Source organism: Butyrivibrio sp. AC2005 (assembly GCF_000424145.1).
In the GTDB taxonomy this organism is placed as follows: Bacteria; Bacillota; Clostridia; order Lachnospirales; family Lachnospiraceae; genus Butyrivibrio.
Map to the genome: position 1 here is coordinate 15,124 of NZ_AUJI01000034.1, position 26,230 is coordinate 41,353.

26 protein-coding genes and 1 riboswitch are annotated in these 26,230 nt (G+C 41.7%); of the genes, 22 read left to right on the plus strand and 4 right to left on the minus strand.

Features of this window, described 5'->3' with window-relative positions; all coding sequences use genetic code 11:
* Positions 1 to 6 precede the first annotated feature (6 nt).
* The 5 genes from G602_RS0110940 (at position 7) to G602_RS26240 (ending at position 3,043) form a co-directional block, all read left to right on the plus strand.
* Positions 7 to 1,623, plus strand: a complete 1,617-nt coding sequence (locus tag G602_RS0110940) for an L-serine ammonia-lyase, iron-sulfur-dependent, subunit alpha (RefSeq protein ID WP_026659035.1) — start codon at positions 7 to 9, stop codon at positions 1,621 to 1,623.
* A 202-nt stretch (positions 1,624 to 1,825) separates the two neighbouring features.
* Positions 1,826 to 2,065, plus strand: a complete 240-nt coding sequence (locus G602_RS30960; protein WP_026659036.1) for a rhodanese-like domain-containing protein — start codon at positions 1,826 to 1,828, stop codon at positions 2,063 to 2,065.
* A gap of 131 nt (positions 2,066 to 2,196) precedes the next feature.
* Positions 2,197 to 2,424 (plus strand): hypothetical protein, encoded by a 228-nt coding sequence (locus tag G602_RS26235; RefSeq protein ID WP_044931857.1) that lies wholly within the window; start codon positions 2,197 to 2,199, stop codon positions 2,422 to 2,424.
* A 15-nt stretch (positions 2,425 to 2,439) separates the two neighbouring features.
* Positions 2,440 to 2,637 carry a hypothetical protein gene (locus tag G602_RS0110955; RefSeq protein ID WP_026659037.1) on the plus strand — a complete coding sequence of 66 codons (198 nt, stop codon included), beginning with the start codon at positions 2,440 to 2,442 and terminating at the stop codon, positions 2,635 to 2,637.
* Positions 2,579 to 3,043, plus strand: coding sequence for an AAC(3) family N-acetyltransferase (locus tag G602_RS26240; protein WP_242835582.1), 465 nt, complete (start codon positions 2,579 to 2,581; stop codon positions 3,041 to 3,043). Before G602_RS0110955 ends, G602_RS26240 begins: the two co-directional genes overlap by 59 nt.
* Positions 3,044 to 3,069: 26 nt before the next feature.
* On the opposite strand, the gene G602_RS0110965 is transcribed toward G602_RS26240, so the two are convergent.
* A complete protein-coding gene (locus G602_RS0110965; RefSeq protein ID WP_026659038.1) occupies positions 3,070 to 3,720 on the minus strand; it encodes a Crp/Fnr family transcriptional regulator in 651 nt (216 codons plus the stop codon).
* A gap of 99 nt (positions 3,721 to 3,819) precedes the next feature.
* Between G602_RS0110965 and G602_RS0110970 the strand changes: the two genes are divergently transcribed.
* From G602_RS0110970 to hisA, 15 genes are all read left to right on the plus strand, one after another.
* Positions 3,820 to 4,590, plus strand: coding sequence for an ATP-binding protein (locus G602_RS0110970; protein WP_026659039.1), 771 nt, complete (start codon positions 3,820 to 3,822; stop codon positions 4,588 to 4,590).
* An 84-nt stretch (positions 4,591 to 4,674) separates the two neighbouring features.
* Positions 4,675 to 5,622: an L-lactate dehydrogenase gene (locus G602_RS0110975; RefSeq protein ID WP_026659041.1), complete on the plus strand. Its 948-nt coding sequence runs from the start codon at positions 4,675 to 4,677 to the stop codon at positions 5,620 to 5,622.
* A gap of 103 nt (positions 5,623 to 5,725) precedes the next feature.
* Complete coding sequence (locus G602_RS0110980; RefSeq protein ID WP_026659042.1) at positions 5,726 to 6,307, plus strand: SOS response-associated peptidase; 582 nt, start codon at positions 5,726 to 5,728, stop codon at positions 6,305 to 6,307.
* Positions 6,308 to 6,366: 59 nt separating this feature from the next.
* Positions 6,367 to 7,818, plus strand: coding sequence for a Sapep family Mn(2+)-dependent dipeptidase (locus tag G602_RS0110985; RefSeq protein WP_026659043.1), 1,452 nt, complete (start codon positions 6,367 to 6,369; stop codon positions 7,816 to 7,818).
* A gap of 711 nt (positions 7,819 to 8,529) precedes the next feature.
* Positions 8,530 to 11,769, plus strand: a complete 3,240-nt coding sequence (carB, locus tag G602_RS0111000) for a carbamoyl-phosphate synthase large subunit (RefSeq protein ID WP_026659044.1) — start codon at positions 8,530 to 8,532, stop codon at positions 11,767 to 11,769.
* 187 nt (positions 11,770 to 11,956) lie between these two features.
* Positions 11,957 to 12,580, plus strand: coding sequence for a GDSL-type esterase/lipase family protein (locus tag G602_RS0111005; protein WP_026659045.1), 624 nt, complete (start codon positions 11,957 to 11,959; stop codon positions 12,578 to 12,580).
* A gap of 102 nt (positions 12,581 to 12,682) precedes the next feature.
* Positions 12,683 to 13,123, plus strand: a complete 441-nt coding sequence (locus G602_RS0111010) for a LytTR family DNA-binding domain-containing protein (protein WP_026659046.1) — start codon at positions 12,683 to 12,685, stop codon at positions 13,121 to 13,123.
* Positions 13,124 to 13,585, plus strand: a complete 462-nt coding sequence (locus tag G602_RS0111015; RefSeq protein ID WP_026659047.1) for a DUF3021 family protein — start codon at positions 13,124 to 13,126, stop codon at positions 13,583 to 13,585.
* Between the two features lie 203 nt (positions 13,586 to 13,788).
* Positions 13,789 to 14,472 (plus strand): ABC transporter ATP-binding protein, encoded by a 684-nt coding sequence (locus tag G602_RS26245; RefSeq protein ID WP_044931861.1) that lies wholly within the window; start codon positions 13,789 to 13,791, stop codon positions 14,470 to 14,472.
* 47 nt (positions 14,473 to 14,519) lie between these two features.
* Complete coding sequence (locus G602_RS0111025) at positions 14,520 to 15,311, plus strand: ABC transporter permease subunit (protein ID WP_026659048.1); 792 nt, start codon at positions 14,520 to 14,522, stop codon at positions 15,309 to 15,311.
* 118 nt (positions 15,312 to 15,429) lie between these two features.
* Positions 15,430 to 16,818, plus strand: coding sequence for a redoxin domain-containing protein (locus G602_RS28885; protein WP_049945180.1), 1,389 nt, complete (start codon positions 15,430 to 15,432; stop codon positions 16,816 to 16,818).
* A gap of 139 nt (positions 16,819 to 16,957) precedes the next feature.
* Positions 16,958 to 17,134, plus strand: coding sequence for a hypothetical protein (locus G602_RS30385; RefSeq protein WP_155829816.1), 177 nt, complete (start codon positions 16,958 to 16,960; stop codon positions 17,132 to 17,134).
* Positions 17,135 to 17,246: 112 nt separating this feature from the next.
* Positions 17,247 to 17,419, plus strand: a riboswitch (Lysine riboswitch).
* A gap of 86 nt (positions 17,420 to 17,505) precedes the next feature.
* Positions 17,506 to 18,390 (plus strand): 4-hydroxy-tetrahydrodipicolinate synthase, encoded by an 885-nt coding sequence (gene dapA, locus G602_RS0111040; protein WP_026659050.1) that lies wholly within the window; start codon positions 17,506 to 17,508, stop codon positions 18,388 to 18,390.
* A gap of 19 nt (positions 18,391 to 18,409) precedes the next feature.
* A complete protein-coding gene (dapB, locus tag G602_RS0111045) occupies positions 18,410 to 19,162 on the plus strand; it encodes a 4-hydroxy-tetrahydrodipicolinate reductase (RefSeq protein ID WP_026659051.1) in 753 nt (250 codons plus the stop codon).
* Between the two features lie 81 nt (positions 19,163 to 19,243).
* Entirely contained in the window at positions 19,244 to 20,083 is an 840-nt protein-coding gene (gene hisA, locus G602_RS0111050; protein ID WP_026659052.1) for a phosphoribosylformimino-5-aminoimidazole carboxamide ribotide isomerase, read from the plus strand.
* A gap of 135 nt (positions 20,084 to 20,218) precedes the next feature.
* Here the strand turns inward: hisA and G602_RS0111055 are convergent, their stop codons facing one another.
* A complete protein-coding gene (locus G602_RS0111055) occupies positions 20,219 to 22,024 on the minus strand; it encodes a methyl-accepting chemotaxis protein (RefSeq protein WP_081675978.1) in 1,806 nt (601 codons plus the stop codon).
* A gap of 382 nt (positions 22,025 to 22,406) precedes the next feature.
* The gene (locus G602_RS0111060; RefSeq protein WP_022761586.1) at positions 22,407 to 22,607 is read right to left on the minus strand and encodes a cold-shock protein; all 201 of its coding nucleotides are present in this window, start codon (positions 22,605 to 22,607) and stop codon (positions 22,407 to 22,409) included.
* Positions 22,608 to 22,936: 329 nt separating this feature from the next.
* On the opposite strand from G602_RS0111060, the gene G602_RS0111065 reads away from it, so the two are divergent.
* Together G602_RS0111065 and G602_RS0111070 are read left to right on the plus strand one after the other, a co-directional pair.
* On the plus strand, positions 22,937 to 23,236 hold the full coding sequence (locus tag G602_RS0111065; RefSeq protein WP_026659054.1) for a YerC/YecD family TrpR-related protein: 300 nt from the start codon (positions 22,937 to 22,939) through the stop codon (positions 23,234 to 23,236).
* Between the two features lie 112 nt (positions 23,237 to 23,348).
* Positions 23,349 to 25,688: a hypothetical protein gene (locus G602_RS0111070; RefSeq protein WP_026659055.1), complete on the plus strand. Its 2,340-nt coding sequence runs from the start codon at positions 23,349 to 23,351 to the stop codon at positions 25,686 to 25,688.
* Between the two features lie 125 nt (positions 25,689 to 25,813).
* Here the strand turns inward: G602_RS0111070 and G602_RS26255 are convergent, their stop codons facing one another.
* Positions 25,814 to 26,227 carry a bactofilin family protein gene (locus tag G602_RS26255; RefSeq protein ID WP_049945181.1) on the minus strand — a complete coding sequence of 138 codons (414 nt, stop codon included), beginning with the start codon at positions 26,225 to 26,227 and terminating at the stop codon, positions 25,814 to 25,816.
* Between the last annotated feature and the right edge of the window lie 3 nt (positions 26,228 to 26,230).

Consider the following 26,230-nt stretch of genomic DNA (forward strand, 5'->3'; position numbering starts at 1 on the left):
AGATATATGGCGAAAATTTTTTATCCCGATTTTTTTAATGATGTGTTTGGACCAATAATGCAACCGGGATCTTCAGGAGGCTTTGCGGGGCCTACAAGGATTGGAAATGTCGCATCACATCTTATTGATGAGAAAATAAATAGAGTAACCTTTTCTTTTCAGAAAAGTGATATTGGAAAGTTTCAGTCCTTGGGGAATTTTATGACAGATAGAGGGTATCTGGGTGGAACCCTTGGATTTGCCACAGATGACCCAAGGCTCTTTGATGCGCATAAGCTAGCCAGAGAAGAGGGGCTTTCCTATGAATTCAGACTTGAAGATCACGATTATGGCTACGAGAGAGGGGTGAAAATAAACGTAGAGGGAAAAGACAGAAGAGGAGAGCTTATCGGTGCTTCCGTCGGAGGCGGAATGATAAGGATATATGAGGCTGGCGGATACTATCTCAACTGGCAGGCGGATACCTATGGGGTATTGATAAAGGATGCAACCGATTCGGAGCGTGCAGAGTTTTCAGAGCTTCTTAAGAAAAATTATGGTGAAAGTGTTGTAGATATAAGAACGGTCAGTGTGAAAAATGAGAGAGTAGGCCTTTTTGCAGAGATCGACAGGGATATATCAGAGGATAAAAGCATTTTTGAGGATAAGCAGGAGGATGTACTTTTCCTTCCTGCAGTACTTCCGGTTGTTACTAAAAAGACAAAGAAAGCGCAGCTTTTTTCGACTGTAGAGGAGTGGAGAAATTATGCTGCCTACAAAAATATCTCCTTCCTTCAGGCTGCAATCGATTATGAGAAGAGTTCATCAGGTTGGACAGAGGAGGAGATTTGGGACTATTTCAGAAAAATAAGAGACATTTTTGATAAGCAGATACATAGTCTTGAGGACAGGAATTATGATGCTGAGGATACGCCAACACTGCCAATTTATGGAAAAAAATGGAAGGAATATCTGGATAAGGGAAATGTGATTTCGGATGGACTTACAAGACATATTCTGACACATGCTTATGCGACGAATGCTAAGATTCCCGGAGTTATAATAGTTCCCGGCCCCATGGGGACAGGAGGAGGATATTTGTATTCAGCTCTTGATGCGGTGAGAGAGGACAGGGGGTATAGCAGGGAAAAGGAACTGGAAGCACTTGTTATAGCTGCAGCCCTGGGGGCTCTTGCTTATACTCATACGAATGCGTCGGGTGACAGAGGATGTATTGGCGAATCAGGAGTGTGCAATGCCATGGCAGCGGGTGCAATAGCATATATGGTTACACCGGAGAATCCTATAGTAGAGGTTGGAGTTGCAGTGGAAAGAGCAGCCTCTATGGCACTGCAGGCAAGCATGGGGCTTGTATGTGATCCTATTCCCGGAGGGCTTGAATTTCCCTGCATAACCCGTACTCTTCGTGCGGCAGTAACAGCACCGATGTATGCGGAGATGGCAATAATAGGAATTGATCCCTTGATTCCTTACCATGAATGCCTTCAGGCCATGGAGCGCCATTACAATTTGGTTCCCCATAAGCTGTTGTGTGGAAGCGATTGCGGAACCTGCACGACACCTGCTGCTTTGAAGTGCAAGAGATTTCTGACGGATCTTATGGCAGAAAATTTAGCCGGTTGATCCTCAGACTTGTATGAAATCTTACAATAAATGATATGCAGCAATGGGATAATTTAGCCATATGGCCGATTAACAGTATGATTAGTACTGTTAATCAGCCATTTTTTTGCTATAATGAAGAAACAATTAAGCTCTCAGGAAGAATTTCTGAGAGCTAATATTGGAAATCAATGTATATATACATAGTAGGTGAATGGCAATAATGAAAGAAATAACGTATGAAGAACTTTTAAAGATGCCAAAAGATTCCTTTGAGCTGGTTGATATCAGGGATGAAGGTCTTGTTCTCTATGGAATGATACCGGGGGCTGTGAATATCAGTCTTGAAGAGCTTGAATTTGTTGAGGCAAATATATTTAAGAGCGTCGAAAATGTAAATCTTTCAACTATAGTGGCATATAAAAAGGATGGAGTAAGACATAGCTTTTTGGATGAGTATTAAGGATTATCGAATTTTAGCATTATAAATTATGTAGATTTCAACTATCGGGTATAGTACAATTTTACATAAAATATTGATATACCTCGGTTTATGAAGTGAAAACAGGATGGAGCCCGGGGAGGGTGGTGCTTATGGAAAGAAAATCTATTCTGATCAAAGATACAACAAGGCAAGAGCGTGAACAAATAGTTAAGAACTCCCTTGATTGTGGAGGCGGATGTGAGAACTGCTCATCATGCTGGCTTGGTGGTGGAAGTCCGTGGGATATATATCAGGACTACATTGACGGCAAGAAAGAAATCCGCGAAATAAACATGGAGTACATGGAAAAATATCGCCAGGACAGACAGATTCATTGAGAGGATTTATGGCTTATGGGAAGTGCACCTGAGATAAATAATTCTACAATTGAAGAGCGAAGAGCATATATAAAAGAGCGTTTTCCATGCATTGCTGACTGCGATATGTGTGGACTTTGCAAGGTGTTTCGTGGAAAAGATGCTGAGACGGCTTATGCTGATTACATTGATGGAAACAGAGATTTTACGGAAGTGTCAGCTGACTATAAGTAAAAGAAGGGGAAAGAACGCTGCTTATCTGGCAGAGAACCACGATTTTTCAAATATATTTGGAGACAGCTCTCCAATTGGAAAGCTCTATGAACTTGACGGGAAAGTTCTGCTGATAGGTGTGGATTATGACAAGAATACCTCCATTCATCTGGCAGATGTTCGTGCTGACTATCCGGGAAAGCATAACTGCATAGAACATAGTGCGGTTATGGAAAATGGAGAGCGTGTTTGGAAGGCATATGAAACGCTTTATGTTGATGGAGAGGATTTCGTAGATATAGGAGCTGCCTTTGAGGCGGCACATAATGTAAACAAATGCACGCTCGGAGAGGCTGGACTAAAGCTTATGAAACAGCGTGAATTAGTAGACTTTGCCGTTGAATGGATTGAGAAAAACAGAAAGTAGTTTTTAAGCACTAAGGTATTTGCACCTCAAAGAAGTTTAAAATGACTCTTTCTATATTCTATAAGTCCTTCATCTTTCATGTGTGAGAGTTCTTTAGACATGTTGGTTCTTTCAAGGTTAAGGTAATCAGCCAATTGTTGTCTGTTGAAGGGAATATCAAATTCTTTTGAGCCTGTCTGGAGTGCAATGGAATTGAGATATGACAAAAGACGCCCACGGCAGCTCTTCGGAGAAGTGTGAAAACTACGTCCGGAGAGGATAAGGTTTTTCTGCGATGAAATAATGAGTATGTTTTTTAAGAGCTTTTCCTTCCAAGAAGAGCTCTTTTTGCTGTCATTAAGGAGATTTCTGATATTGCAAAAGAGAATGCTGCAGTCTTCATTTGCCCTGACATCAACCAGAAGAACCTCGCCAAGAAGAGCATAGGTTTCGGCGAAGTACTGGTTTTTTCCTACATGACTTAAGACAGTGCAGTTGCCCCATACGTCGTTACTTTCTATAGTAACGCTGCCTGAGAGCACCATTCCTATATTGGAAGTTTGATCCCCGGCATGGAGAATTACATCATCTTTTCTATATTTCTTTTCCCTGGCATCAAGTGATTCAAGGCATGAGGACAGCTCTCTCGATGTCATTCCCAGGAACAGTCTGCTTTTTTCTAATACACTAATTTCCATAATTTTCAAAATGTGGTTTAAACAACATACTTGTTATAGACAGTATATTATACTGACATCATCAGAACAAGAACAAAGGCAAAAAAGAGAGGTCTAAAGATGGTCAGAAAAATAATAAAGATTGATGAAGAAAAGTGCAATGGATGTGGCATATGTGCAAATGCATGCCATGAAGGGGCCATTGATATTGTAAATGGAAAGGCAAAACTGGTAAGAGAAAATTTTTGTGATGGATTTGGAGATTGTCTGCCGGGATGTCCTATGGGAGCAATATCTTTTGAAGAGAGAGAAGCGCCTGCTTATGATGAAGCTGCAGTAAAGGCAGCTCAAGAGAAGAAAGGAATGGTAAACGATATGCATCAGTGCGAGAACAGGATGATGAAAGAAATGGAGCAGCATGTCGCAGGACATGGATGTCCGGGTTCAAGATTTATGACACTTAAGAGTAACGGTCAGGAGGACAATAATCCCGGACAGGATATGATTGGGGGAATGAGTTCACACCCTTCAAGACTGATGCAATGGCCTTGCCAGATAAAGCTTTTGCCAACACAGGCAGATTTTTATAACGGCGCCAAGCTCCTTATTGCAGCTGACTGTACAGCATACGCCTACGCGAACATGCATGAGGAATTCATGAAGGGTAAAGTCACAATGATTGGATGTCCCAAGCTTGACGAAGGCGATTATACCGAGAAGCTTACGGAGATTATTTCAAACAATGATATTGCCAGTGTGACAATTGTAAGGATGGAGGTTCCCTGCTGCGGAGGCCTACAGAGGGCAGCTGAGAATGCAATAAAAAACAGTGGAAAATTCTTACCCTGGCAGGTTGTAACCATCTCCCGCAACGGAGAGGTAATTGATTAAATTTCCCAGTAAGCGGATATTTCATAGCTTTTACGAGAAGTAAGTTTATACTGAATGTAGTGAGAAAAGATAAGGAGGCATATCATGGCAGCACTTAATGAAAGAAAAGTAGCAGTAGTAGGTTGTGGATTTGTTGGTTCGGCATCGGCATTTGCGCTTATGGAGAGCGGGCTTTTTTCCGAGATGGTGCTGATAGATGTGAATAAAGAGAAGGCTGAAGGTGAAGCTCTTGATATCAGTCACGGACTTCCTTTTGCTAAACCGATGCAGATATATGCAGGTAATTATAAGGATGCCGGGGATGCGGCAGTTGTGGTTGTTACTGCAGGGGCAGGGCAGAAGCCCGGAGAGACAAGACTCGATCTTGTAAAAAAGAACGTAGGCATCTTTAAATCTATTATCCCTGAGATTGCAAAATATAACAAAAAAGGAATTCTGCTTATCGTGGCTAATCCTGTTGATATACTTACATATACTGCAGCTAAGCTCAGCGGCTTTTCGGAGAATAGAGTGTTTGGCTCCGGAACAGTGCTCGATACGGCAAGGTTTAAGTATCTTTTGGGCGAGCACCTTAGTGTGGACAGCCGCTCTGTACATGCTTTTATTATTGGTGAGCATGGAGACAGTGAGATTGCAGCATGGAGCAGTGCTAATGTTTCTGGCATTCCTATCCATGATTTCTGCGAGATGAGAGGACATTTTGAACATGAAAAGGCAATGAAAGAAATTGCTGAAAATGTTAAGAATAGTGCATATGAGATCATTGAGAAAAAGGGCGCTACATATTACGGTATAGCTATGAGTGTAAGGCGTATCTGTGAGGCCATCATTCGTGATGAAAAGTCAATCCTTCCGATTTCCAGTATCCAGCATGGTGAGAATGGTATTGACGGAGTAGCTCTTAGCATGCCGGCTATTGTCGGAAGAGACGGAGTTGAGGGTGCTGTGCCTATCAGGCTAAGTGAACAGGAAAAGGCTGCTCTCATGAAGTCTGCAGAAACATTGAAGGCTGTACTGGATGAATCTCTTTGAGTAGTAGAGAAATTTTACACATTTAGAAATTTTCAAAGACTACAAATAATGGTATTGTTTAACTATTATTTGTAGTCTTTTAATTTTGTTTGAGAGGATTTTTATGTGCTGCAGGTACTACTATGCTGACAAAACTGCATATGCTGTGGAAAAAGAATTGGAACTGCCGGAGAGAATGCTGACACTTCCTGCTGGTGATGTTGTGCCGGGGATGTCAGCAGGGGCACTTGTTTTTGGAAAAGAGAAGGCAGATATAACAGTCAGCGACCTTTATTGGGGACTTAGAACCAGGGACAAAAAGCTGGTGATAAATGCCAGGGCGGAATCTGTTCTGGAAAAGCCGATGTTTTCTGAAAGTATAAGGTCAAGGCGATGCATTCTTCCGGCATTGGGATTCTATGAGTGGGATAGTGACAAGACTAAATACACATTTACAAGAAAAGATGGTAGTCCATTATACCTTGCAGGCTTATATGACATGAGCGATAACAGGGACAGCTTCGTGATACTTACTACAGAAGCTAACAGCTCAATGAGTCCTGTTCATGACAGGATGCCTGTGATCATAGATGGAAATAATGTCAGGGAGTATCTGCGTGAGAGTAATGCAGCACTTGACATGATCAGGGAAAAAATGCCTGAGCTTGAAAGAAAATGTGATTATGAACAGCTAAGTCTGTTCTGACAGAGAACCACAATTTCCCAACAAGCATTCGGGATATTACCTTTGGGAGGACATGAAAAATGGCACGGGAACAAAAAGGATTTGTATATAAAGAGTTTGAAAAATGGATTGACGAACACAGAAATGAGATATTGGATAAGCTTCGCGGACTTGTTGCAATAAAGAGTGTATCGGCTCCGGATGATTCAACATATCCATTTGGAAAAGGAGTGAACGACGTCCTTGAGAAGATGCTTGAACTGGGGAAGGAAAATCTTCTGGAGACAGAAAACTATGAGAGCTATTTGGGAAGTATAGAATGGCATGTAGGCGGAGATGAGACGAACACGATAGGAATTTGGGCTCATCTGGATGTGGTTCCGGAGGGAAGTTCTGATGAATGGAAATATCCGCCCTATGAGATGACAGAGGATAATGGCTGGCTTTATGGAAGAGGTGTCGCTGATAATAAAAATGCAGCTGTAGGTGCGCTGTATATTCTGAAAGGACTTCGTGAATCAGGCTATGTTCCGAAACACAACCTGAAACTGTATTTGGGAACTAATGAAGAAGTCGGAATGAAAGATATTTCTTTTTACAGAGAAAAATATAGTACACCTTTTGTTTCCATTGTTCCCGATTCGGGTTTCCCGGGAAGCAGCGGTGAGTTTGGAAGGCTGGAGTTTGACCTGATTTCACAAAATAAACTGAGTAACAGATTTTTGGAATTACAGGGCGGCACAGTTTCTAACGTAGTTCCCGGTGAGAGCAGTGCTGACATAAGGATTCTTAATGAGGATGAAAAAGCAGCTGTAAAGGGAGTTCTTGAAAAAACAGATAATATAAGCATTTCATGGACTAATGATGTTGCGCATATTGTGGCCACAGGAAAACAGAGTCATGCAGCGATTCCGCAGATGGGAGTAAATGCAAACAAGATCCTTACAGATGCTATCTTACAGCTGCCATTCTTAGATCAGAATGACAGAAATATTTTTGAATTTATATCAAATGTAAATAAGGATGTTTTCGGAACCTTCCTTGGAATAGACGGTGAGGATGAGATATCAGGGCAAACTGTCTCCGGTGGAAATGTTCTGTCTCTGTCAGATGGATATATTCATCTCGTTAATGATTGTCGTTTTAACGTATCAGACACATCAGCCAGGTTAACTGAGAATATCAGAAAGATAGCTTCTGAGAATGGTTTTAATGCAGAATTTAATTCTGTAAAGGAGCCGTCTTTTGTGAATCAAGACAGTCCTATACTTGGTATTTTGAAGAATGCATATCAGGACTATACAGGTGAAGAGGCGACGTTCCCTATCGGTAAGGGCGGAACCTATGCTGGTAAATTACCAAACGCTATAGCAACAGGAATCTGTAAGAGGAAATACACGGATTTCCCGGAGGGTATAAAGCCGGGGCATGGCAGTGTACATCAGCCTGATGAGTGCATGCCGGTTGAGGGGTATTTCGAAGGAATAAAGCTACTTGCTTTTCTTCTGACAGAGCTGGATAAAGCATTATAAAAGGCATCATAAAAAGGCGCGCTACTAATATAGCACTGACCGGGCAGTATACATTCATTTGTGAATAGTATGCTGCCTGTTTTATTTCTATAACTTTTGTAGAAACTACTAAAAGGTGATTGCTGCAGCGCAGATTTTGCAAAGAGTAATTGAGAAGATGGTATTGTAATAGTGCATTCCATCATATTATTGGTGGGGATTATCTGCTGTATAATTAGAAAAATTAAATAGCGGCAGTTTATTTTAAATAAAGAAGGCTGCTGCAAATACGAATATTCAAAATTGCGGTAGGAATTATTAAGATGAAAAATCTGCTGCAAACACAATCATTCATATTTGCAGCAGGAGCTTTTGAGATAAATCATCTGCTGCAAAAGAGAAAGATCCAAAAAGCGATAGAAAATTGATGTGAAAAGTGACTGTCGTAATTTGAGAAAATGAAAATTGAGGAAGAAGATGATGGTCAAAATGGTCTGCCGCAAAATGTATTACATGAAATAACAGCAAAAATCCCACTGGATTTACAAAGAACAGCAGAAATCTCACTAAATCTACAAAGAATATAGCATAATTGCACTTATAAAGTCTTGATCAATTTTAATCCATAAAAAGTAAATTGATAAATAGAGTTTGAATAAAATTTCCACTTGTTTTCTTCTCTCATGAATAATAAAATCTTTAGAAAGAAATTTTAAGGAATGGGAGAGGAACATGGCACAGAGAACAGATATTCACAAGGTACTAATAATCGGCTCAGGCCCCATTGTTATTGGACAGGCTTGCGAATTTGACTATTCGGGAACACAGGCTTGTAAGGCCCTTAGGAGTCTTGGCTATGAAATCGTCCTGGTTAATTCCAATCCGGCTACTATCATGACAGATCCGGAGATGGCTGACAGGACTTATATTGAACCCTTAAATGTGGACCGCGTAGCGGCTGTAATTGAAAAAGAAAGACCGGATGCCCTTTTGCCCAATTTGGGAGGACAATCTGGTCTTAATTTGTGTTCAGAGCTTTATAAGGCAGGCGTTCTTGATAAGTATAATGTCAAGGTTATAGGTGTCCAGGTTGATGCCATAGAGCGCGGTGAGGACAGAACAGAGTTCAAGAAGACCATGGATATGCTGGGCATAGAGATGGCAAGATCAAAGGCCTGCTACAGCATTGAAGAGGCCCTGGCAGAAGCTGATGAGCTTGGATATCCTGTTGTATTGCGCCCTGCATATACTATGGGCGGCGCAGGTGGCGGCCTTGTTTACAACAAAGAAGAACTGCAGACAGTTTGTGCAAGAGGTCTAGCTGCATCAATTATCCATCAGGTTCTTGTTGAGGAGTCAATCCTTGGCTGGGAGGAGCTCGAGCTTGAGGTTGTAAGGGATAAGGACAACAATATGATCACGGTCTGCTTCATAGAGAATGTTGATCCTGTCGGAGTCCACACAGGTGATTCCTTCTGTACTGCACCTATGCTCACAATAGATGAGGAACTTCAGAAGGAGCTTCAGCGTCAGGCATATAAGATTGTAGAGCATATCGGAGTTATCGGTGGCACAAACGTGCAGTTTGCACATGACCCTAAGACAGGCAGAATAGTTGTAATTGAGATCAATCCCAGAACCTCAAGATCATCTGCACTTGCAAGTAAGGCAACAGGTTTCCCGATTGCCCTTGTATCAGCAAAGCTTGCAACCGGTTTGACTCTGGCTGAGCTTCCTGACTCCAAGTTCGGAACTCTGGATAAGTATGTTCCAAACGGAGACTATGTGGTCGTGAAGTTTGCGCGCTGGGCGTTCGAGAAATTCCGCGGTGTTGAGGATAAGCTTGGAACACAGATGAGAGCTGTTGGTGAAGTTATGTCCATCGGTAAGAATTTCAAGGAAGCTTTCCAGAAGGCTATCAGGTCTCTTGAGAAGGGCAGATACGGACTTGGAAATGTACAAAAATATGAGGAGATGGACAAAGAGGAAATTCTTCATCTTTTAAAGGATGCTTCTTCAGAGAGATATTTCCTTATTTATGAGGCCTTCAAAAAGGGAGTTACTGTTGACGAGATTTTTGATATCACAAAGGTTAAGCACTATTTCCTTAATGAAATAAAGGAGCTTGTTGAGGAAGAGGCAGCAATTGTGAAGGAGTTTTCAGGAAAGGTTCCTTCAAAGGAAGTACTCGTAAAGGCAAAGGAGGACGGCTTTGCAGACCGTTATCTTTCAGGACTTCTTAATGTATCTGAGGATGATATCAGAAATACAAGAGAAGAATACGGTCTCCTTGAGAGCTGGGACGGCGTTCATGTATATGGAACAGAAGGAGCAGCATATTACTACTCTACTTACAAGACTGATGTACAGCTTGAGAACCCCAAGGATATGTCTTCTACTAACAAAAAGATAATGATCCTCGGAGGCGGTCCCAACAGAATCGGACAGGGTATTGAGTTTGACTACTGCTGCGTACATGCAGCACTTGCTCTGAAAAAGCTGGGCTTTGAGACAATAATCGTAAACTGCAATCCAGAGACAGTATCAACTGACTACGACACCTCAGATACACTTTACTTCGAACCACTTACTCTTGAGGATGTTCTTCAGATTTATAAAAAGGAAAAGCCCGTAGGCGTTATCGCTCAGTTCGGTGGACAGACACCTCTTAACCTTGCGGCAAAGCTTAAGGAAGAGGGTGTAAATATTCTTGGAACAACACCTGAGGTGATTGATCTTGCAGAGGACAGAGACCAGTTCCGTATGATGATGGAAAAACTGGATATTCCCATGGCTGAGTCAGGAATGGCTTCAGATGTCGAGGAAGCAAAGGCTATCGCAGCAAGAATCGGATATCCTGTAATGGTTCGTCCTTCCTTCGTACTTGGCGGAAGAGGAATGGAGATTGTCCGCGATGAAGAGAGCATGGAGGGATACATGAGGGCAGCAGTCGGTGTTACACCTGACAGACCTATCCTTATAGACAGATTCCTTCACAACGCTCTTGAGTGTGAGGCAGATGCGATCAGTGACGGTGAGAGAGCTTTTGTTCCTGCGGTGATGGAGCATATCGAGCTCGCAGGTATTCACTCAGGTGACTCGGCCTGCATTATTCCTTCAAAGCATATCTCTGAAAAGCACTTAAAGACAATCGAGGAGTACACCAGAAAAATTGCGGTGGAAATGAATGTTGTGGGACTTATGAATATGCAGTATGCAATCGAGGATGATACGGTTTATGTACTTGAGGCAAATCCCAGAGCTTCACGTACAGTGCCGCTTGTATCCAAGGTTTGCGGTATCAGTATGGTTCCTGTTGCAACAGATATTATCACAGCACAGCTTACAGGAAGACCGTCACCTGTGCAGGCACTTATAGATGCTAAGAAGAATACTGAGCCTGAATACTATGGCGTAAAGGAAGCTGTATTCCCCTTCAATATGTTCCCGGAGGTTGATCCTGTACTTGGACCTGAAATGCGTTCAACAGGTGAGGTACTTGGACTTGCAAAGACTCCCGGTGAAGCCTTCTTCAAGGCAGAGGAGGCAGCAAATGCAGCACTTCCGTTAGAGGGTGCGGTTCTCATTTCTCTTAACGATGAGGACAAGCCGCACGCAGCAGAGCTGGCAGAGGCTTTCTCAAAAGAGGGATTCAAAATCTATGCTACTGGTAAGACCTGTGAGAAGATAAACGGAGCCGGAATCGAGGCATCCAGAATCCTAAAGATCTTTGAGGGTGGAAGACCTAATGTTGAGGATTATATTAAAAACGGAGATATTCAGCTCGTTATAAACACACCCATCGGAAAGGGAGCAAAGTACGACGATGCATACCTTCGCCGTGCAGCTATTAAAGCCCGCATCCCCTACATAACCACTGTTGCTGCGGCTAAGGCAGCAGCCCAGGGAATTAGTGAAGTGAAGAAGGACGGCTGCGGAAACATCAAGTCGCTGCAGGAGTACCATAGTTAAGGACTTCAAATGTTGAATGCCCCTACTAAAGCCTTCCCCCTCAGGGGGAAGCTGACGGATGAGGGTGATAGCATATATTTATATGCAACTACAAGTTTTGCATATTTTACACTAATAAGGCGTTAGCGGATAATGGTATCGTAAGATACAAAATCTGTTAACGCTTTTTCTTTATGAGGTACGATTTATGGCAAACATTCTTGCATTTGGGGATTCAAACACATGGGGACTTATTCCGGGAACAAAGGAACGCTATCCCTGGGGTATAAGATGGACAAGTCTTGTTCAGGAAAAACTGCATGATGGAAGGATTATCGAGGATGGCCTTTGCGGAAGGACGACAGTTTTTGATGACCAGCTTCGCCCCTTCAGAAAGGGTGCGGAGATTCTGCCTCTGAGTATTGAGAGTAATTATCCGCTGGATGCGGCGATCATTATGCTTGGTACAAACGACTGCAAAACGGTTTTCAATGCCAGCTCCCATATCATAGGAAAAGGGTTGGAGCTGTGCCTTGATGAACTGGAAAAATACATTGCTCCGGACAAAATTTTGGTAGTTTCACCCATTAAACTTGGTGATGAAGTTTATCTGCCTGAAAAGGATCCGGAATTTGATACGGCTTCTGTAAATACCAGCAAGAGATTAAAGTCAGAGTACGAGCAGATAGCAAGACGCCGCGGTAATCAGTTTCTTGCTGCCTCAGATTTTGCAGATCCCAGTTCCGTTGACGATGAGCATTTGGATGAGAGGGGACATAAGAACCTCTCTGAGGCAATAGTAAATAAGCTTGAAGAAATGAAGATAGCATAAAGTTAACTTTAGCGATTGCGTTAGGAAAAGAATGTCGTGAGTGGCATTCTTTTTTGATTTTATAAGATGTTTTTCGTCATGGATGGGTGGTATGATATAAGCATGAAAATAGATATACAGAAGATTACGGATGGCGAAGAGAGTCTTGTGATACGCTACAAGGAACCGAATCCCACCGTGAAAAAAATAATAGAAATAATAGACGGAGCCGATAATAAACTGTGGGGGAGAACTGATTCCGGAAGTATGAGCGTGGAGCTTTCGCAGGTTCTATATTTAGAGACGGTTGATGATAAGGTTTTTGCTTACACTCCGGATAAGGTACTTAAAATTGATGGTTCCCTGCATTCATTCTTGAACAGTGTGGATGATGATAACTTCTTTAGGTGCAGCAAATCCATGGTTATAAATATTGGAAAGGTGAGGGGCTTGAAAAGCCTTTCCTCCAATCGAATAGATGCAACCATGGAGAGCGGCGAACATATCATGATTTCAAGGCGCTATGCTGTGGAATTCAGAAGACTGCTAAGGGGGGATAAGTAAATGAAGGATAAAAACAGAGTAACCTTGTGGGAGCTATATCTTACAAAAGAAATCGGAATCGAATTCAAGTCCTGCCTGTATTTTTTCTCAATACTGTTTTTTTATTGTGTTTATCGAATGATCGGTGGAAGCTTTGTTGCAGATATCCTGCATATGACAGAGATGATCCTGACCTGTTACGTAATAGGTTATCTCCAGGTATATGTTTTCTGGAATTTCGATGAAGCCGAAGCACTAGGCTTAAAAGAGTGCGCGGGTATGCTGATATGCACGTTGATATATATAGTAACTTCATACCTGTTTTTCTGGTTTGAGAAAAATATATTGGCAACTGTTTTGTTTGCGGCATACATTCTTCTTGTATATGTCTGTGTATTTTTAATCTACAAATCAAAGCGAAGAATTGATGACAAACGACTAAACGAGGATCTTCGACTTTTCCAGTCAGAGCATAAAAAGTGAATCATAGAGGTAAATAAGTGCACCTTGCGGGAACAGATATTGTTCCCGCTTTTTTGTTTTGTTATTTATAAGGTAGAAGATAGCAAAGCCTTCCCCCTGGGGGCGCTAATCGTCCGGGGACGATTGCTTAGCGCGGACCGAAGCGGAGCGTAGACAGGTGGCACGTAGTGCCGGATGAGGGGACATACAGAAGGAGAGAGACTATGAAAAATGTAGTGGAAATCAGAAATTTAACAAAGACCTATGGAAAAAACAGAGGAGTCACAAACGTATCCCTAAGTATCGGGCAGGGTGATATTTTTGGGTTCCTCGGACCGAACGGAGCAGGCAAATCTACGACTATACGATCCATGCTTGGCTTTTTGAAAATAAACAGTGGAAGCATAAAAATATTGGGAATGGACAGCGTAAAGGACCATGCGAAAATTCTTGAGAATGTGGGATACATGCCCTCCGAGAGCTGGTTTTATTCCTCAATGAAGGTAAAGGATGTAATCAAATACGCTGCCGATGTGAGAGGAATTGACTGCACAGGCGAAGCAGAAAAACTATGCGAGAGACTAAAGGTTGACAGGGATAAGAGAATAAAGGAACTATCTTACGGCAATAGAAAAAAGGTCAGCATAGTATGTGCCATGCAGCATAAACCCAGGCTTTTCATTTTTGATGAGCCTACGGGCGGGCTTGATCCTCTTATGCAGAGAACCTTCTTTGATCTGATTGAAGAATATGTAAATGAGGGAGCAACCTGCCTGTTATCAACACATGTGTTGTCGGAGGTTAACAAATATTGCAGGCACGGAGCAATAATGCGGGAGGGTGAGCTCACAATGCTTGATTCGGTTTTGATAGATGATGACACGTTCCTCAGATTTTACGAAGAATAAATATGCCTTCCCCTTGGGGGATTAACAAAATCGAGAAAGGAAACATTATGAAAACAATTCTAGTAAGAGAGATAAAACTAAACTTCAAAAACTTTTTAATCTGGTCCATATCAGTAGGTCTCATGGGGCTATCCTGCATACTCCTTTACCAAAGCATGGAGGGTGACATGAAGGACATGGCAGACATGTTCTCCAATATGGGAGCATTCTCAGATGCCTTCGGAATGAGCACGCTAAGCATCGCCACCTTAACAGGATATTTTGCAACTGAGGTAGGGACGGTTCACAGCCTTGGAAGTGCCATGTTTGCCGCTATTCTCTCGATTGATATTCTGTCAAAGGAAGAGGATAAGCACACAGGAGAATTCTTATTTTCGCTGCCTGTTTCCAGAAGCAGGATTGTGGCAGCCAAAGGAATATGTATAACAATTTTACTTGTCCTGTTTACATTGATCTGCGCACTTTTTTACATAGCAGGATTCATATACTTAAAAGAAGAATTACCTGCCACGGAGTTTACCCTGTTTATGACAAGACAGCTCTTGATGAATCTTGAAATTGCAGCAATGTGCTTTGGAATCTCTGCTATCTCAGGGAAAAGCAGAATGGGAATGGGACTTGGAATTGCGCTTATGTTTTATGTATATGACCTTATTGGACGAGTGGTACCTGATCTGAAGGATTACCTTTTCATAGGCCCCTATTCATACGCAAATGCTTCTGAAATTTTCTCGGGAATTGAAGCCGGCATAAGTGCCTTTATAATGGCTGCTGTAGTTATGATTATTGCCGTACTGTTCGCATTTGCTTTTTATGAAAAAAGAGATTTGGCCAGCTAAAGCGGATATTCAGATATTATTAAATTTTAAGATTCTTCTCACGTGAGTTTTATTTTTGTTTTTTATAATCATCTATATACTGTTTATTCTTTCTTTTAAGTGAGGGGAGATTATATCTATGAAAAATCACGTGATTAAATATTTATGCGTACAGATGGTTGTATTAAGCATGGTTACAGGGCTCTGCGGATTCAAGGCTTCTGCATATGCCTCGACAAAGGAAGCAACCAAAAAAGAAATCGATCTTGACAACACGACAGCCTATGCATTTGATGAAGAGGGCATAACGCTATATCTTCCGCCTGAGTATCTCGATACGAAGGGCATTATCGAATACTCTGCTACGGATCTGACCTCCGGTGATGGACTTTACCTGATAGAGGCCACTTATCGCGGAATGACCCCGGAGAATGTTGAGAAACTGATGGAAAATCCAACAGAGGAAGGGACTGCCAAATATAGAAACAGCACGGCGATGCTTTTCGGAATTATTGGAATTGATAAAAACAGAAACGCTTCAGATATTGTCAGCATCGTAAATGCGCAGTTACTCGAGTATGGTGCGGATGAAGATAGTCTTCTAAAGGAAAGTGACATAACAGAGGTTACTACCTATGAGGACTGTACCTACTATAAAGCAAAATTACCTGAAGAAAATAATTACGATAATCTTGAACCTGAATTCCAGGAGGAATTTGATCTGCTACTTTCATATGCAGATTCTATAATTGAAAATGCAGATTACCATGAAGCTTTGGGAATGTTCCCGGGAGTAGTCGGATCCAAGGTTTCGTTTGAGACAACAGATATTGACGGTAATCCGATAACCAGTGATGAGATTTTTGCTAAGAACGATATTACAATGGTCAATGTATGGGCTACCTGGTGCGGCTGGTGTGTTAAGGAGCTTCCTGAACTTGAGGAGATTAACAACAAACTTGCAAAGAAAAACTGTGCAATTGTAGGTCTATTGGGCGATGGAATGAATGATGGTGCAATAGAAGATGCTAAAGCCTTACTCGATGATGCAGGATGCACATATACATGCATTATGCCTTTTGATGGATGGCAGGATCAATTCAATATGGACAATGGATGGCCGACATCATTCCTTGTTGATTCTACAGGTACTATCGTTGCAGCTCCGATAGTAGGAGCACAGGTTAAAAAATATGAGGAGGCAATAGAAAAAGCTTTAGCAGGAAAAACTGATGAATCCTATAACGATCCCGGCTACAACTCAGTAAAGAACAATGAAGGTGCGTATAGGATTTTCGTAGTTGATAATGACTCTAAACCGGTTGAAGGTACAATGATTCAGTTCTGCTCTGACGATACCTGCAACATGGGTGCAACTGATAAGGATGGTATTGCAACTTTTGAAAAGCCTGAGGGCGTATATGAGGTTCATGTGTTGAAGGCACCTAAGGGGTATAAGGCTAATGATGATGTTTATCTTACGATCAATGAATATTCTGATCTGACTATAGTCCTTGAAAAAGAGTAATAGCTGCTCTTTTAGGCATTGAATTTGTTCCTTTTTTGTAGCTGATTTGATATAATTAGTGTAAGAAAATAGAGACGAAAAAAAGATTATCTATAAGAAGAGATGTAGTAATAAATCTAATTTTTAGGAGGTAACTGACATGGCTATTATAGATAAGATTTTCGGGGAACACAAAGGCGTGTATAATTCCCCTTCAGAGGATGAACTCCAGATGGAGCAGACCGGCACTAAGGAAAAAAAGCCGAAGGCTGAGATATCCGAACAGGATACGGTTAAGTTCACGGAGCATGACAGATTTTGGGAGGGAATGAAGTAGACCATTACAATCGTTAGATATTTTATGATTATGTAAAATCATTGGTTTAGTTAGCTTGCTTTTATTACGTTGACACTGCACTGCGATAGTGTTATGATTTTACAAAATTTATATTAAAGATAGAGGTTGCGTATTCTATCAGTACGAATTCTGATGCGACAGGCGCATGAGATGGATTCGGAAAGGACAATACGCCGAAGGATGAGTTTTCCTGACGAACTCAGACCTGGGCATACAGTGAATAATTGTATGACTGTCATCGCAAGATGGGGAGCTATCAGTTTTTATTGATCAATGATGATTCTGCGAAGCTAACTCTCCGGGCGATGAGTTAGCTTTCGTTATGTATGAATAGTTAAAGGAGACATTTTATGGCAGTTTTTAAGGGAGCGGGAGTTGCGATTGCAACACCATTTTATGAAGATGGATCAGTCAATTATGACGAGTTTAAGAGACTGATTGATTTCCAAATCGACAATGGAACAGATGCCATTATCGTATGCGGAACCACAGGTGAGAGTGCTACTATGACAGAAGAGGAGCACATGGAGGTTTCCAGGTTCTGTATCGAATATGTAAATAAGCGTGTTCCTGTAATTGCGGGAGCAGGTTCTAACTGCACAAAGACAGCAGTTGATCTCTCCATAGACGCAGCTAAGGCAGGTGCTGACGGAATTCTTTCAGTTACTCCTTATTACAACAAGGCAACTCAGGATGGTCTTTTACAGCATTTCACAGCTGTTGCCAAGTCAGTGGATATTCCGATTATTCTTTACAATGTTCCCAGCCGCACAGGCTGCAACATTCAGGCTGCAACTGCAGCTAAGCTTTGCAAGGAAGTTGATAACATTGTAGGTATCAAGGATGCTACAGGTAATCTTGCCCAGACTACCAAGATGATGCAACTCGCTGAGGGTGCTGTGGATCTTTATTCAGGAGAGGATGGACTTGTTGTTCCGATTATGTCACTTGGCGGACTTGGTGTTATTTCGGTTCTTTCAAACGTAGCACCTAAGGAGACTCACGAGATGTGCCAGAAGGCACTAGATGGTGATTTTGCCGGAGCTACCGAGATACAGCTTAGAGCGCTTCCTCTTATTGATGCACTTTTCTCAGAGGTTAATCCTATTCCTGTTAAGGCAGCACTTGAGATGATCGGCTTCAAGGCAGGCCCGCTTCGTCTTCCTCTTACAACAATGACTGATGCGAACAAAGAAGTACTTGAGAGAGAACTTAAGAAGTTTTTAGGTAAATAAGGGCACAAGGAGGATACGTATGATTAAAGCTATTATGCACGGCTGCAATGGCCGTATGGGACACGTTATTGTTGACCTTGCTTCCAAAGATGAGAATATTGAGATTGTTGCAGGTGTTGATGCATTTGGCGAGAACACCTATAAGTTCCCGGTTTTTGATTCTATAGAAAAATGCGATGTTGATGCAGATGTTGTAATAGATTTTTCAAATGCATCAGCAGTAGATAAGCTTCTTGATGTTTGTACAGATAAGAATTTACCGGTGGTTTTATGTACTACAGGTCTTTCTGATGAACAGCTCTCCAAGGTAAAGAGTACTTCTGAGAAGGTAGCAGTTCTTAAATCTGCAAACATGTCAGTTGGAATTAATATGCTCATGAAGGTTCTTAAGGAGATTTCTCCTACACTTGATGCAGCAGGTTTTGATATCGAGATAGTTGAAAAGCATCATAATCAGAAGCTTGATGCTCCCAGTGGAACAGCACTTGCACTTGCTGACAGCGTTAACGAATCACTTTCTGAGAAGTGTGAGTATGTTTATGACAGAAGCGCAAGGCGAGAGAAGAGACCTAGAAAGGAAATCGGTATTTCTGCAGTTCGCGGTGGAACAATAGTTGGAGATCACGACGTGATTTTTGCAGGAACTGATGAAGTTATCACTCTTTCACACAGAGCATATTCAAGATCTGTTTTTGCAAAGGGTGCTATAGAAGCAGCTAAATTCCTCGCCGGTAAGGGTGCAGGAATGTACGATATGAGTGATGTAATCTAAAGAAATATGTATTTAAAAGCGGTTATGTAATAATGCAGAACCGCTTTTTCAATACATCTTAACGGATGTGAAGAGGGATATATGAGATTCAGACCTTGCATAGATATTCATAACGGACAGGTAAAACAGATAGTTGGCAGCAGTCTTAAGGATATGGGAGATCAGGCTACGGAGAACTTTGTGTCTGATCAGGATGCTGCCTTTTTTGCACACATGTATAAGGAAAAGGGGCTTCACGGCGGACATATTATTGTGCTTAATTCGGCTGACAGCGCATACTATGAAGCATCGGTTAATCAGGCCTTGTCTGCTCTGCGCAAGACTCCCGGATACTTACAGGTAGGCGGCGGAATAACAGCTGAGAATGCCTGGCAGTATCTTGAAGCAGGTGCATCCCATGTTATAGTTACAAGCTATGTTTTCAAGGATGGGAAGGTGAACTATGACAATCTTCATAAGCTTGTGAATGAGGTTGGTAAAGAGCATCTGGTGCTTGATTTGTCCTGTCGGAAGGGGAGTAAGTTGAATATTGGTACCGTATCGGATGATACCTTGGCATGTGGAGATGGTGCTGATGAAAAGTACTATATAGTTACCGACAGATGGCAGAAGATGACTTCTGTGGAGGTTAATTCTGATTCACTTGATGAGCTTTCAGCCTACTGCGATGAATTCCTTATCCACGCGGTTGATGTCGAAGGAAAGCAGTCTGGAATCGAATCAGATCTTGCAACGCTGCTTGGCAGTTGGGGCAAGATTCCAATAACTTATGCGGGTGGAGTTCATTCCTTTGATGATCTCGACTTACTTCGCAGCTGTGCTGATGGTAAGCTTGACGTGACTATTGGAAGCGCCTTGGATATATTCGGTGGGAATATGTCATTTGAAAAACTATTGGAATATTTAAAGAGTCAAGATTGATATAGTCTATTAAAACAGATTCCCCGGGATTGTATGTGTTCAGATCCAATCGATTATACGCGAAGCGTAACGAGATTGGAGATGAATACATACAATCCTGGGGAATCGTACGTATTAGAAAAATTTTACGGGCTTTTATAATGTGAACTTTGCTACGAAATCCTGAAGCTCCTGAGCATTCTGTGCGAGTCTGTCGGATGCTTCTGCAACCTCATGGGTTGATGCAGTCTGTTGCTCTGATGCAGCAGATACGTTCTGGGTCTCATCAGCAACGCTGACACTCATCTGTTCAATCTTCTGAATGTTGTCAGCAATAGTAGTGGTTCCACCGGAGAGCTGATCTACGATTTCACTCATGCGGGCACTCTGTTCAGATACTGAATGAACCTTATTAACGATTTCGTTGAAGGTATTACCTGCCTCATTAACAACCTGTGAACCTTCAATAACGCTCTGAGCACCTTCACGCATGGATTCAACTGCTTCTTCGGAACTCTTTGAAATATCTTCGATAAGTACTGTAATGTTGTTTGCAGCTTCATTTGACTGATCTGCTAGTTTGCTGATTTCACTTGCAACAACTGCGAAGCCTTTACCCATTTCACCGGCTCTTGCAGCCTCGATACTTGCATTAAGTGACAGGAGGTTGGTCTGGCTGGCGATTTCTGCGATAGTATCAACGAAGGAATCGATGTTCTTAAGCTTGTCACCAAGACCTTCTACCATTGTAGCTGTGTTTTCAACAGAATCTTTTATGGTTTCCATCATTGTGGTTGCGCGTGTCATGTCTGCTGCACCCTTGGTGGCTGCTTCATTTGTTGCGTTAATCATATCGGTGGAAGCAACGATTGCATGCTGGAATTCTGCCATGTTGCTTACAAATGCCTGAGTCTCATCACTTGCTCCTGAAACTGCTGTGATCTGACCGCTGCAGGAATTAGCAACGTTTGTACAGGAGTTAGCTACCATTTCACTGGCTTGAGCGGACTGTGAAGCACTTGCTGAAAGCTCTTCTGATGCAGATGCCACATAAGCGGTTGTATCTGAAATCTTGCCCATTAGTTCTCGTATATTATGGTGGAGAGTATTGAGGGCTTCGGATATAAGTCCAATCTCATTTTTGCTCTTTGCAAGAGGACGAATCTTACGCATGGATTCGTTGTCGCTGAAATCGCTGTTGGACATCTTTTCCATTTCGTCTGCGATGAGAATAATGGGGCCTGTGATTCTCTTACCAATGTAGAATGCTACGATAAGACCGATAATACACATTACAACAAGCACGATAATAGATTTAAGAATGCTATTGGTAAGTGCTGTGTTAGCATGCTCAGCATACTCAGCTTCAAGAGCATCAATGTGGTCTACCCATACACCGGTACCCATAACCCAGTCAAAAGGCTTGTAGTAAGCTGTATAGTTGATCTTGGGAAGGGGCTCAGTTTCATTTGGCTTTGCGAACATAAGCTCTGTGTATCCACCACCATCCTGCATACCGTTTTTGATCATTTCCTGAATGAACTTGGTACCATTGGGGTCTACAGAATCCCATCGGGACTGTCCTTCGGTATCACGACCTAGCAGAACAACGTTTATACCTGAAGAAGTATCTACCCAGAAATAGCCGGAGCCATCGTTATATTTCAATTCTCTTATGATGTCAGCAGCTTCCTTCATGGCTTCTTCTTTTGACATAAGACCTGCTTCGTACCTGGAATTCATGATTTCACATACACTCATGGCTTCCTGAGTCTCATTTTTTAGCTCAGTCTTTATATCCTCAAGGAGTCTTCCTCTATACTGTGCGGTCTGTTCTTTTGTTGTTGCGATTGTGCTATTAATTGTGAAAAGTTCTACGATTAAGCCTGTAAGAACAACAGCGCCTCCTATTGCGATTAGTAATGAATACAATAGAGACATATTTCTGGTAGGTCTGCCCATTTGTTATCCCTCCTCTATGACGGGTATGGCTTTTTGATTGTACACATCCTAAATATAGCATTGGGGGTATGGAATAACAATTAATAGAGTATTAAAATTTAGTAAAGAGTTAGTGGTAAAGCGGAGAATAATAGTATTACAGAGTCATATTCGGAATCCTGCGGATTCCTCATTGTGGCGTATCCGCCACATAATCAAGAAAGCAAAGGTATCCCAATGTGTGAACACAGGGATATCTTTGCTTTCTTGATTGCATGACTCTGTACGTACTCAAAAAACCCATCCGTTACCGGATGGGTTCTTGATTAATCATTTGTACATTTGCTGATTCTATATATTAAGAATAAGGCACATTGTAGTCTTGATTAAATGTTGCCGCTAATTAAAGCTTGTTTACGTTAACGGCCTGGGGTCCCTTTTCGCCCTGGATTACGTCATAATCAACTGCAGCGCCTTCGTCGAGAGACTTGAAGCCCTCCATGTTGAGTCCTGAATAATGTACGAATACATCATTGCCTGCCTCATCAGAAATGAAGCCGTAACCCTTCTGGTTGTTGAACCACTTAACTGTACCCTTGTTCATAGCTTACCTCCACTAAAAAATAAAAAATAGTTCTTATCGTCAAACGAGTACATCTATTGACGATATGTTGTATTAAAACAACATAATTAGGATATCACAGAGAGTGCTAAAAGTAAAGGAATTATTAAAATATTCGCGAAAAAAATCACAATTTATCTGTGCTTATGTCGAATCTCTTTACTTTAACTGTTTAGTGTGTTAAAATATGCAAGCAGTGAAGTAAATTAACGAAATTATGTAAACATTAATAATATTACGTTTTGACAAAACTGCTTTTTGCTTTTATTATTAGGGAACTGCAAAAGACGTTTTAGTTTACGGAGGGTAACATGAATAAAAAAATTCGTACAGAAGCGGTGGATCATTTATTCGAGGCCATTCTGTCACTTGAGGATAAGGAAGAATGTTATAGTTTTTTTGAAGATCTTTGCACAGTTAATGAGCTTATGTCACTTTCTCAGAGGTTTGAAGTGGCAGCAATGCTGAGAAAACATAAGACTTATCTTGAGATTGCAGAGAAGACAGGAGCTTCAACAGCCACAATCAGCAGAGTTAATCGTTCTTTGAACTATGGTGATGATGGTTACGCACTGGTATTTTCAAAGATGAAGGAAACCTCAAACTCATAATAATCTTTACACGGGAAACGCGGACCTGGTTCCGCGTTTTTTGTTGCAATAAAGGAAAAATACATATAAACTGTTCTAAATTTGTTCATTATTTTAACGAGGGGATGAAAAAGTGAGGGGACAAAAAAAGGCGGGCATAATTCTACTTGCTCTGGAATTTATAATTATTTTTCTTATTTGTGGTGCGAGGATAAAGCATAACAGCGACGATAGCATTACATTTTCTTCAGATCAGTTAAACTACGCAGCAGACACTAATGAAAATACAGGCGATGGCAGGGCTTCCACAGGTGCACAAATACTTGGAGGTCTGGACCAGGGTATGAACAGAAGGCTGGTAACACCTGAGTGCCACCTTTATCCCGGAGTCTATCAGGCGGATATTTCATATAATACGAATATTCCCGCAGGCTCTACTGTGGGGGCAGTTTTGGCGGCATATGATAAGGAAGATGCCAAAAGAATCAGATCAGAATCTGTTCTGCTTACGGGGAAGGGTACAGCTGCTCATTTTTATATCTATGTCAGTGATGAGTGCGATGCGGTACTAAGACTTGTCATGGATGATGGAGTAACTTCGGACATCACTGCCGACAGGATTATTGTCACAAGACAGGCTGCTAAATCAGTGCTCCCGGCCTTACTTGGACTGATGTGCCTGTTTCTTATAGTAGATTTTTCATTATTTTTTATAGTAAATAGAAAAAAGGATACTGATAAAAATAAAAAGCATATTCTTGCAGTGATATTTATGGCAGTGGCGCTGGTATCTTCAATTCCGTTATTTTCCGGTAGCCTTTTAAAGGGCTATGATATGCGATTCCACTTTTACAGGGTATATGCTCTGGCAGAAGGCTTAAGGAGCGGGCAGTTTCCTGTCTATGTGTATCCTGAGTATTCAAATAATTACGGCTACGCTGTGGGGATTTTTTATCCGGATCTGTTTTTATATATTCCTGCAATGCTTTATCTTATCGGAGTCAGGCTTGAGACTGCCTACATGCTGCTGATGGGGGCAATTAATATTGCAACGGTGCTTGTATCGTATTATTCATTTAATAGGATTACTAAGGAAAAAAACAGTGCAATAGTGGGAACCGTAATTTACAGCATGGCATTGCCAAGGCTGGTTGCGCTTTATACAAGAGGCGCTCTTGGGGCAGCAATTGCTTATGTTTTCGCTCCTCTTTTGGCGCTGGGACTGATGGAAATGATAAGCGGCGATGATGATGAAGAACGTTACTCATGGGTACATGTTGCGATAGGAATGAGCGGTATACTTGCTTCTCATCTGCTTGGAAGTATTATGGCGTTTGGATTTGCGGTTCTTTTTGCTGTTCTTAATATAAAGAAGGTAATCAGGAAAAACGTTCTTTTTAATATTGCAAAGTCAGTTGTGGCAACGGCGCTTTTTTCAGCGTATTTTCTTGTGCCGTTCATATCGGGAATGCTGGGGATCGATATCAATTCCAAAGCAAATGCCACAAATATTGCCGATTATGCGGCGTTCCCGGCACAGCTTTTTTCGGGAAGATTCAATATGACAGGGGATGTCAACGCGGATATTGCGGGAATGCTTGGCGATATGCCTATGACTCTTGGCCTGGCAGGGCTGGGAGCAGGGATGCTCATCATAGTATTTATTATGAATGGAAATATTTCCATAAAAAACAGGATGACCGGCTCTATATCATTGGTTTTTGCAGTTTCCTTATGGATGTCATCCACAATTTTCCCTTACAGGTGGATGAGCTTTCATATGAAGAAGGCATATGATTTTGTATCAAGGTTTCAGTTTGCGTACAGATTCCTGGCGGTGGCAGTGCTTGCAGGCGCAATTATTGTGAGCTTTGCCTGCAAAAACATGACAGTAAAGAAGGATATGAAAAAGATACTGATGTTTATTACCGTGTTTGCCTTCATGTATCAGGGAATTGACGCGTTAAATGCTTACTCGAATGAGATGACTCCCTTTGAGTTTTCGGATTCATATAGGAATCTTGATGTCAGTGCTTTATACACAAAGGAATATCTGCCGAAAGGCTTTGATACGGATGATTTATCAGGTGATATAGCCTGTGAGGATCTGATTGAAAGCGGTGGATACTTTAATGTCACAGGAATCCGCGGAATATCTATGCAGGCAGATGTATACAATCCTTCCGATGAGGACATAAACGTTACTCTGCCAAGGGCATATTATAAGGGATATGCTGTGAAAACAGAAGAGGGTAGCCTGAAGGTAAAGGCTTCGAAGAAAGGAAAAGTGGTTGTGACTATTCCGGCAGGCTTTGACGGAACAGTAAGCTTAAGCTACAAGCCGTTTATATCATGGATGGTTGCTAATGTAATATCGTTACTTGCGGTTATTATACTGACGGCCTTGTATATAAACAAAAAGCTTGTGAGATTGGATATTCGCGACAGGATAGAAGAGAAACAAGCTGCATGATATTGATTTAAATAAAGAAGCCCGCTATACATGTATTTGAGATTTTAAAGCGATTATAGCTTTGCTAACGAGCGCGAAATATCAAATGCATGTATGGCGGGCGTTCTAGTTTTTAGGGATTAGGATTAATTTGCTGCAGCACGTTCCTTTGCAGTCTCAGCAGAAGTCTTCTCAGCTGTCATCTGACATTGACCCTGGAATACAGCATTTTCATCGATGACGAGTGTCTTTGCGGACAAATCTCCGATGAGCTTACCGGTGTCGCTGATCTCTACCTTACCCGTGCTTGCGTTTACATTACCGTTGATTTCGCCTGCAAGAAAGAGGTTTGTTACAGATACGGCTCCGTTTATTTTCCCTTCCTGACCAACTATGAGCGAACCGTTTACGGATACATTTCCATTGATGGTTCCATCCACACGAGTGCTCTCCTTGGCAGTGAAGGGGCCGTCCAGTATAGCTCCTGCTGCGATGAAAGAAGTGATCGGTTCAGCAGCTATGTCCACACCGTTCTCTGACTTGTTGTTAAAAAGTGCCATTGT

Excerpts from the sequence above, each read along its gene's own strand:
- G602_RS0111005 (WP_026659045.1), top strand. The coding sequence starts at position 11,957 with ATGGCAAACATTCTTGCATTTGGGGATTCAAACACATGGGGACTTATT.
- G602_RS30385 (WP_155829816.1), top strand. The coding sequence starts at position 16,958 with ATGGCTATTATAGATAAGATTTTCGGGGAACACAAAGGCGTGTATAAT.
- G602_RS0110970 (WP_026659039.1), top strand. The coding sequence starts at position 3,820 with ATGGTCAGAAAAATAATAAAGATTGATGAAGAAAAGTGCAATGGATGT.
- G602_RS0111010 (WP_026659046.1), top strand. The coding sequence starts at position 12,683 with ATGAAAATAGATATACAGAAGATTACGGATGGCGAAGAGAGTCTTGTG.
- G602_RS0110985 (WP_026659043.1), top strand. The coding sequence starts at position 6,367 with ATGGCACGGGAACAAAAAGGATTTGTATATAAAGAGTTTGAAAAATGG.
- G602_RS0110940 (WP_026659035.1), top strand. The coding sequence starts at position 7 with ATGGCGAAAATTTTTTATCCCGATTTTTTTAATGATGTGTTTGGACCA.
- G602_RS26245 (WP_044931861.1), top strand. The coding sequence starts at position 13,789 with ATGAAAAATGTAGTGGAAATCAGAAATTTAACAAAGACCTATGGAAAA.
- carB (WP_026659044.1), top strand. The coding sequence starts at position 8,530 with ATGGCACAGAGAACAGATATTCACAAGGTACTAATAATCGGCTCAGGC.
- G602_RS0111025 (WP_026659048.1), top strand. The coding sequence starts at position 14,520 with ATGAAAACAATTCTAGTAAGAGAGATAAAACTAAACTTCAAAAACTTT.
- G602_RS30960 (WP_026659036.1), top strand. The coding sequence starts at position 1,826 with ATGAAAGAAATAACGTATGAAGAACTTTTAAAGATGCCAAAAGATTCC.
- G602_RS0110955 (WP_026659037.1), top strand. The coding sequence starts at position 2,440 with ATGGGAAGTGCACCTGAGATAAATAATTCTACAATTGAAGAGCGAAGA.
- G602_RS26240 (WP_242835582.1), top strand. The coding sequence starts at position 2,579 with ATGCTGATTACATTGATGGAAACAGAGATTTTACGGAAGTGTCAGCTG.
- G602_RS0111065 (WP_026659054.1), top strand. The coding sequence starts at position 22,937 with ATGAATAAAAAAATTCGTACAGAAGCGGTGGATCATTTATTCGAGGCC.
- dapB (WP_026659051.1), top strand. The coding sequence starts at position 18,410 with ATGATTAAAGCTATTATGCACGGCTGCAATGGCCGTATGGGACACGTT.
- G602_RS0111060 (WP_022761586.1), bottom strand. The coding sequence starts at position 22,607 with ATGAACAAGGGTACAGTTAAGTGGTTCAACAACCAGAAGGGTTACGGC.
- dapA (WP_026659050.1), top strand. The coding sequence starts at position 17,506 with ATGGCAGTTTTTAAGGGAGCGGGAGTTGCGATTGCAACACCATTTTAT.
- G602_RS0110980 (WP_026659042.1), top strand. The coding sequence starts at position 5,726 with ATGTGCTGCAGGTACTACTATGCTGACAAAACTGCATATGCTGTGGAA.
- G602_RS0110965 (WP_026659038.1), bottom strand. The coding sequence starts at position 3,720 with ATGGAAATTAGTGTATTAGAAAAAAGCAGACTGTTCCTGGGAATGACA.
- G602_RS0111055 (WP_081675978.1), bottom strand. The coding sequence starts at position 22,024 with ATGGGCAGACCTACCAGAAATATGTCTCTATTGTATTCATTACTAATC.
- hisA (WP_026659052.1), top strand. The coding sequence starts at position 19,244 with ATGAGATTCAGACCTTGCATAGATATTCATAACGGACAGGTAAAACAG.
- G602_RS0110975 (WP_026659041.1), top strand. The coding sequence starts at position 4,675 with ATGGCAGCACTTAATGAAAGAAAAGTAGCAGTAGTAGGTTGTGGATTT.
- G602_RS26235 (WP_044931857.1), top strand. The coding sequence starts at position 2,197 with ATGGAAAGAAAATCTATTCTGATCAAAGATACAACAAGGCAAGAGCGT.
- G602_RS0111015 (WP_026659047.1), top strand. The coding sequence starts at position 13,124 with ATGAAGGATAAAAACAGAGTAACCTTGTGGGAGCTATATCTTACAAAA.
- G602_RS28885 (WP_049945180.1), top strand. The coding sequence starts at position 15,430 with ATGAAAAATCACGTGATTAAATATTTATGCGTACAGATGGTTGTATTA.
- G602_RS26255 (WP_049945181.1), bottom strand. The coding sequence starts at position 26,227 with ATGGCACTTTTTAACAACAAGTCAGAGAACGGTGTGGACATAGCTGCT.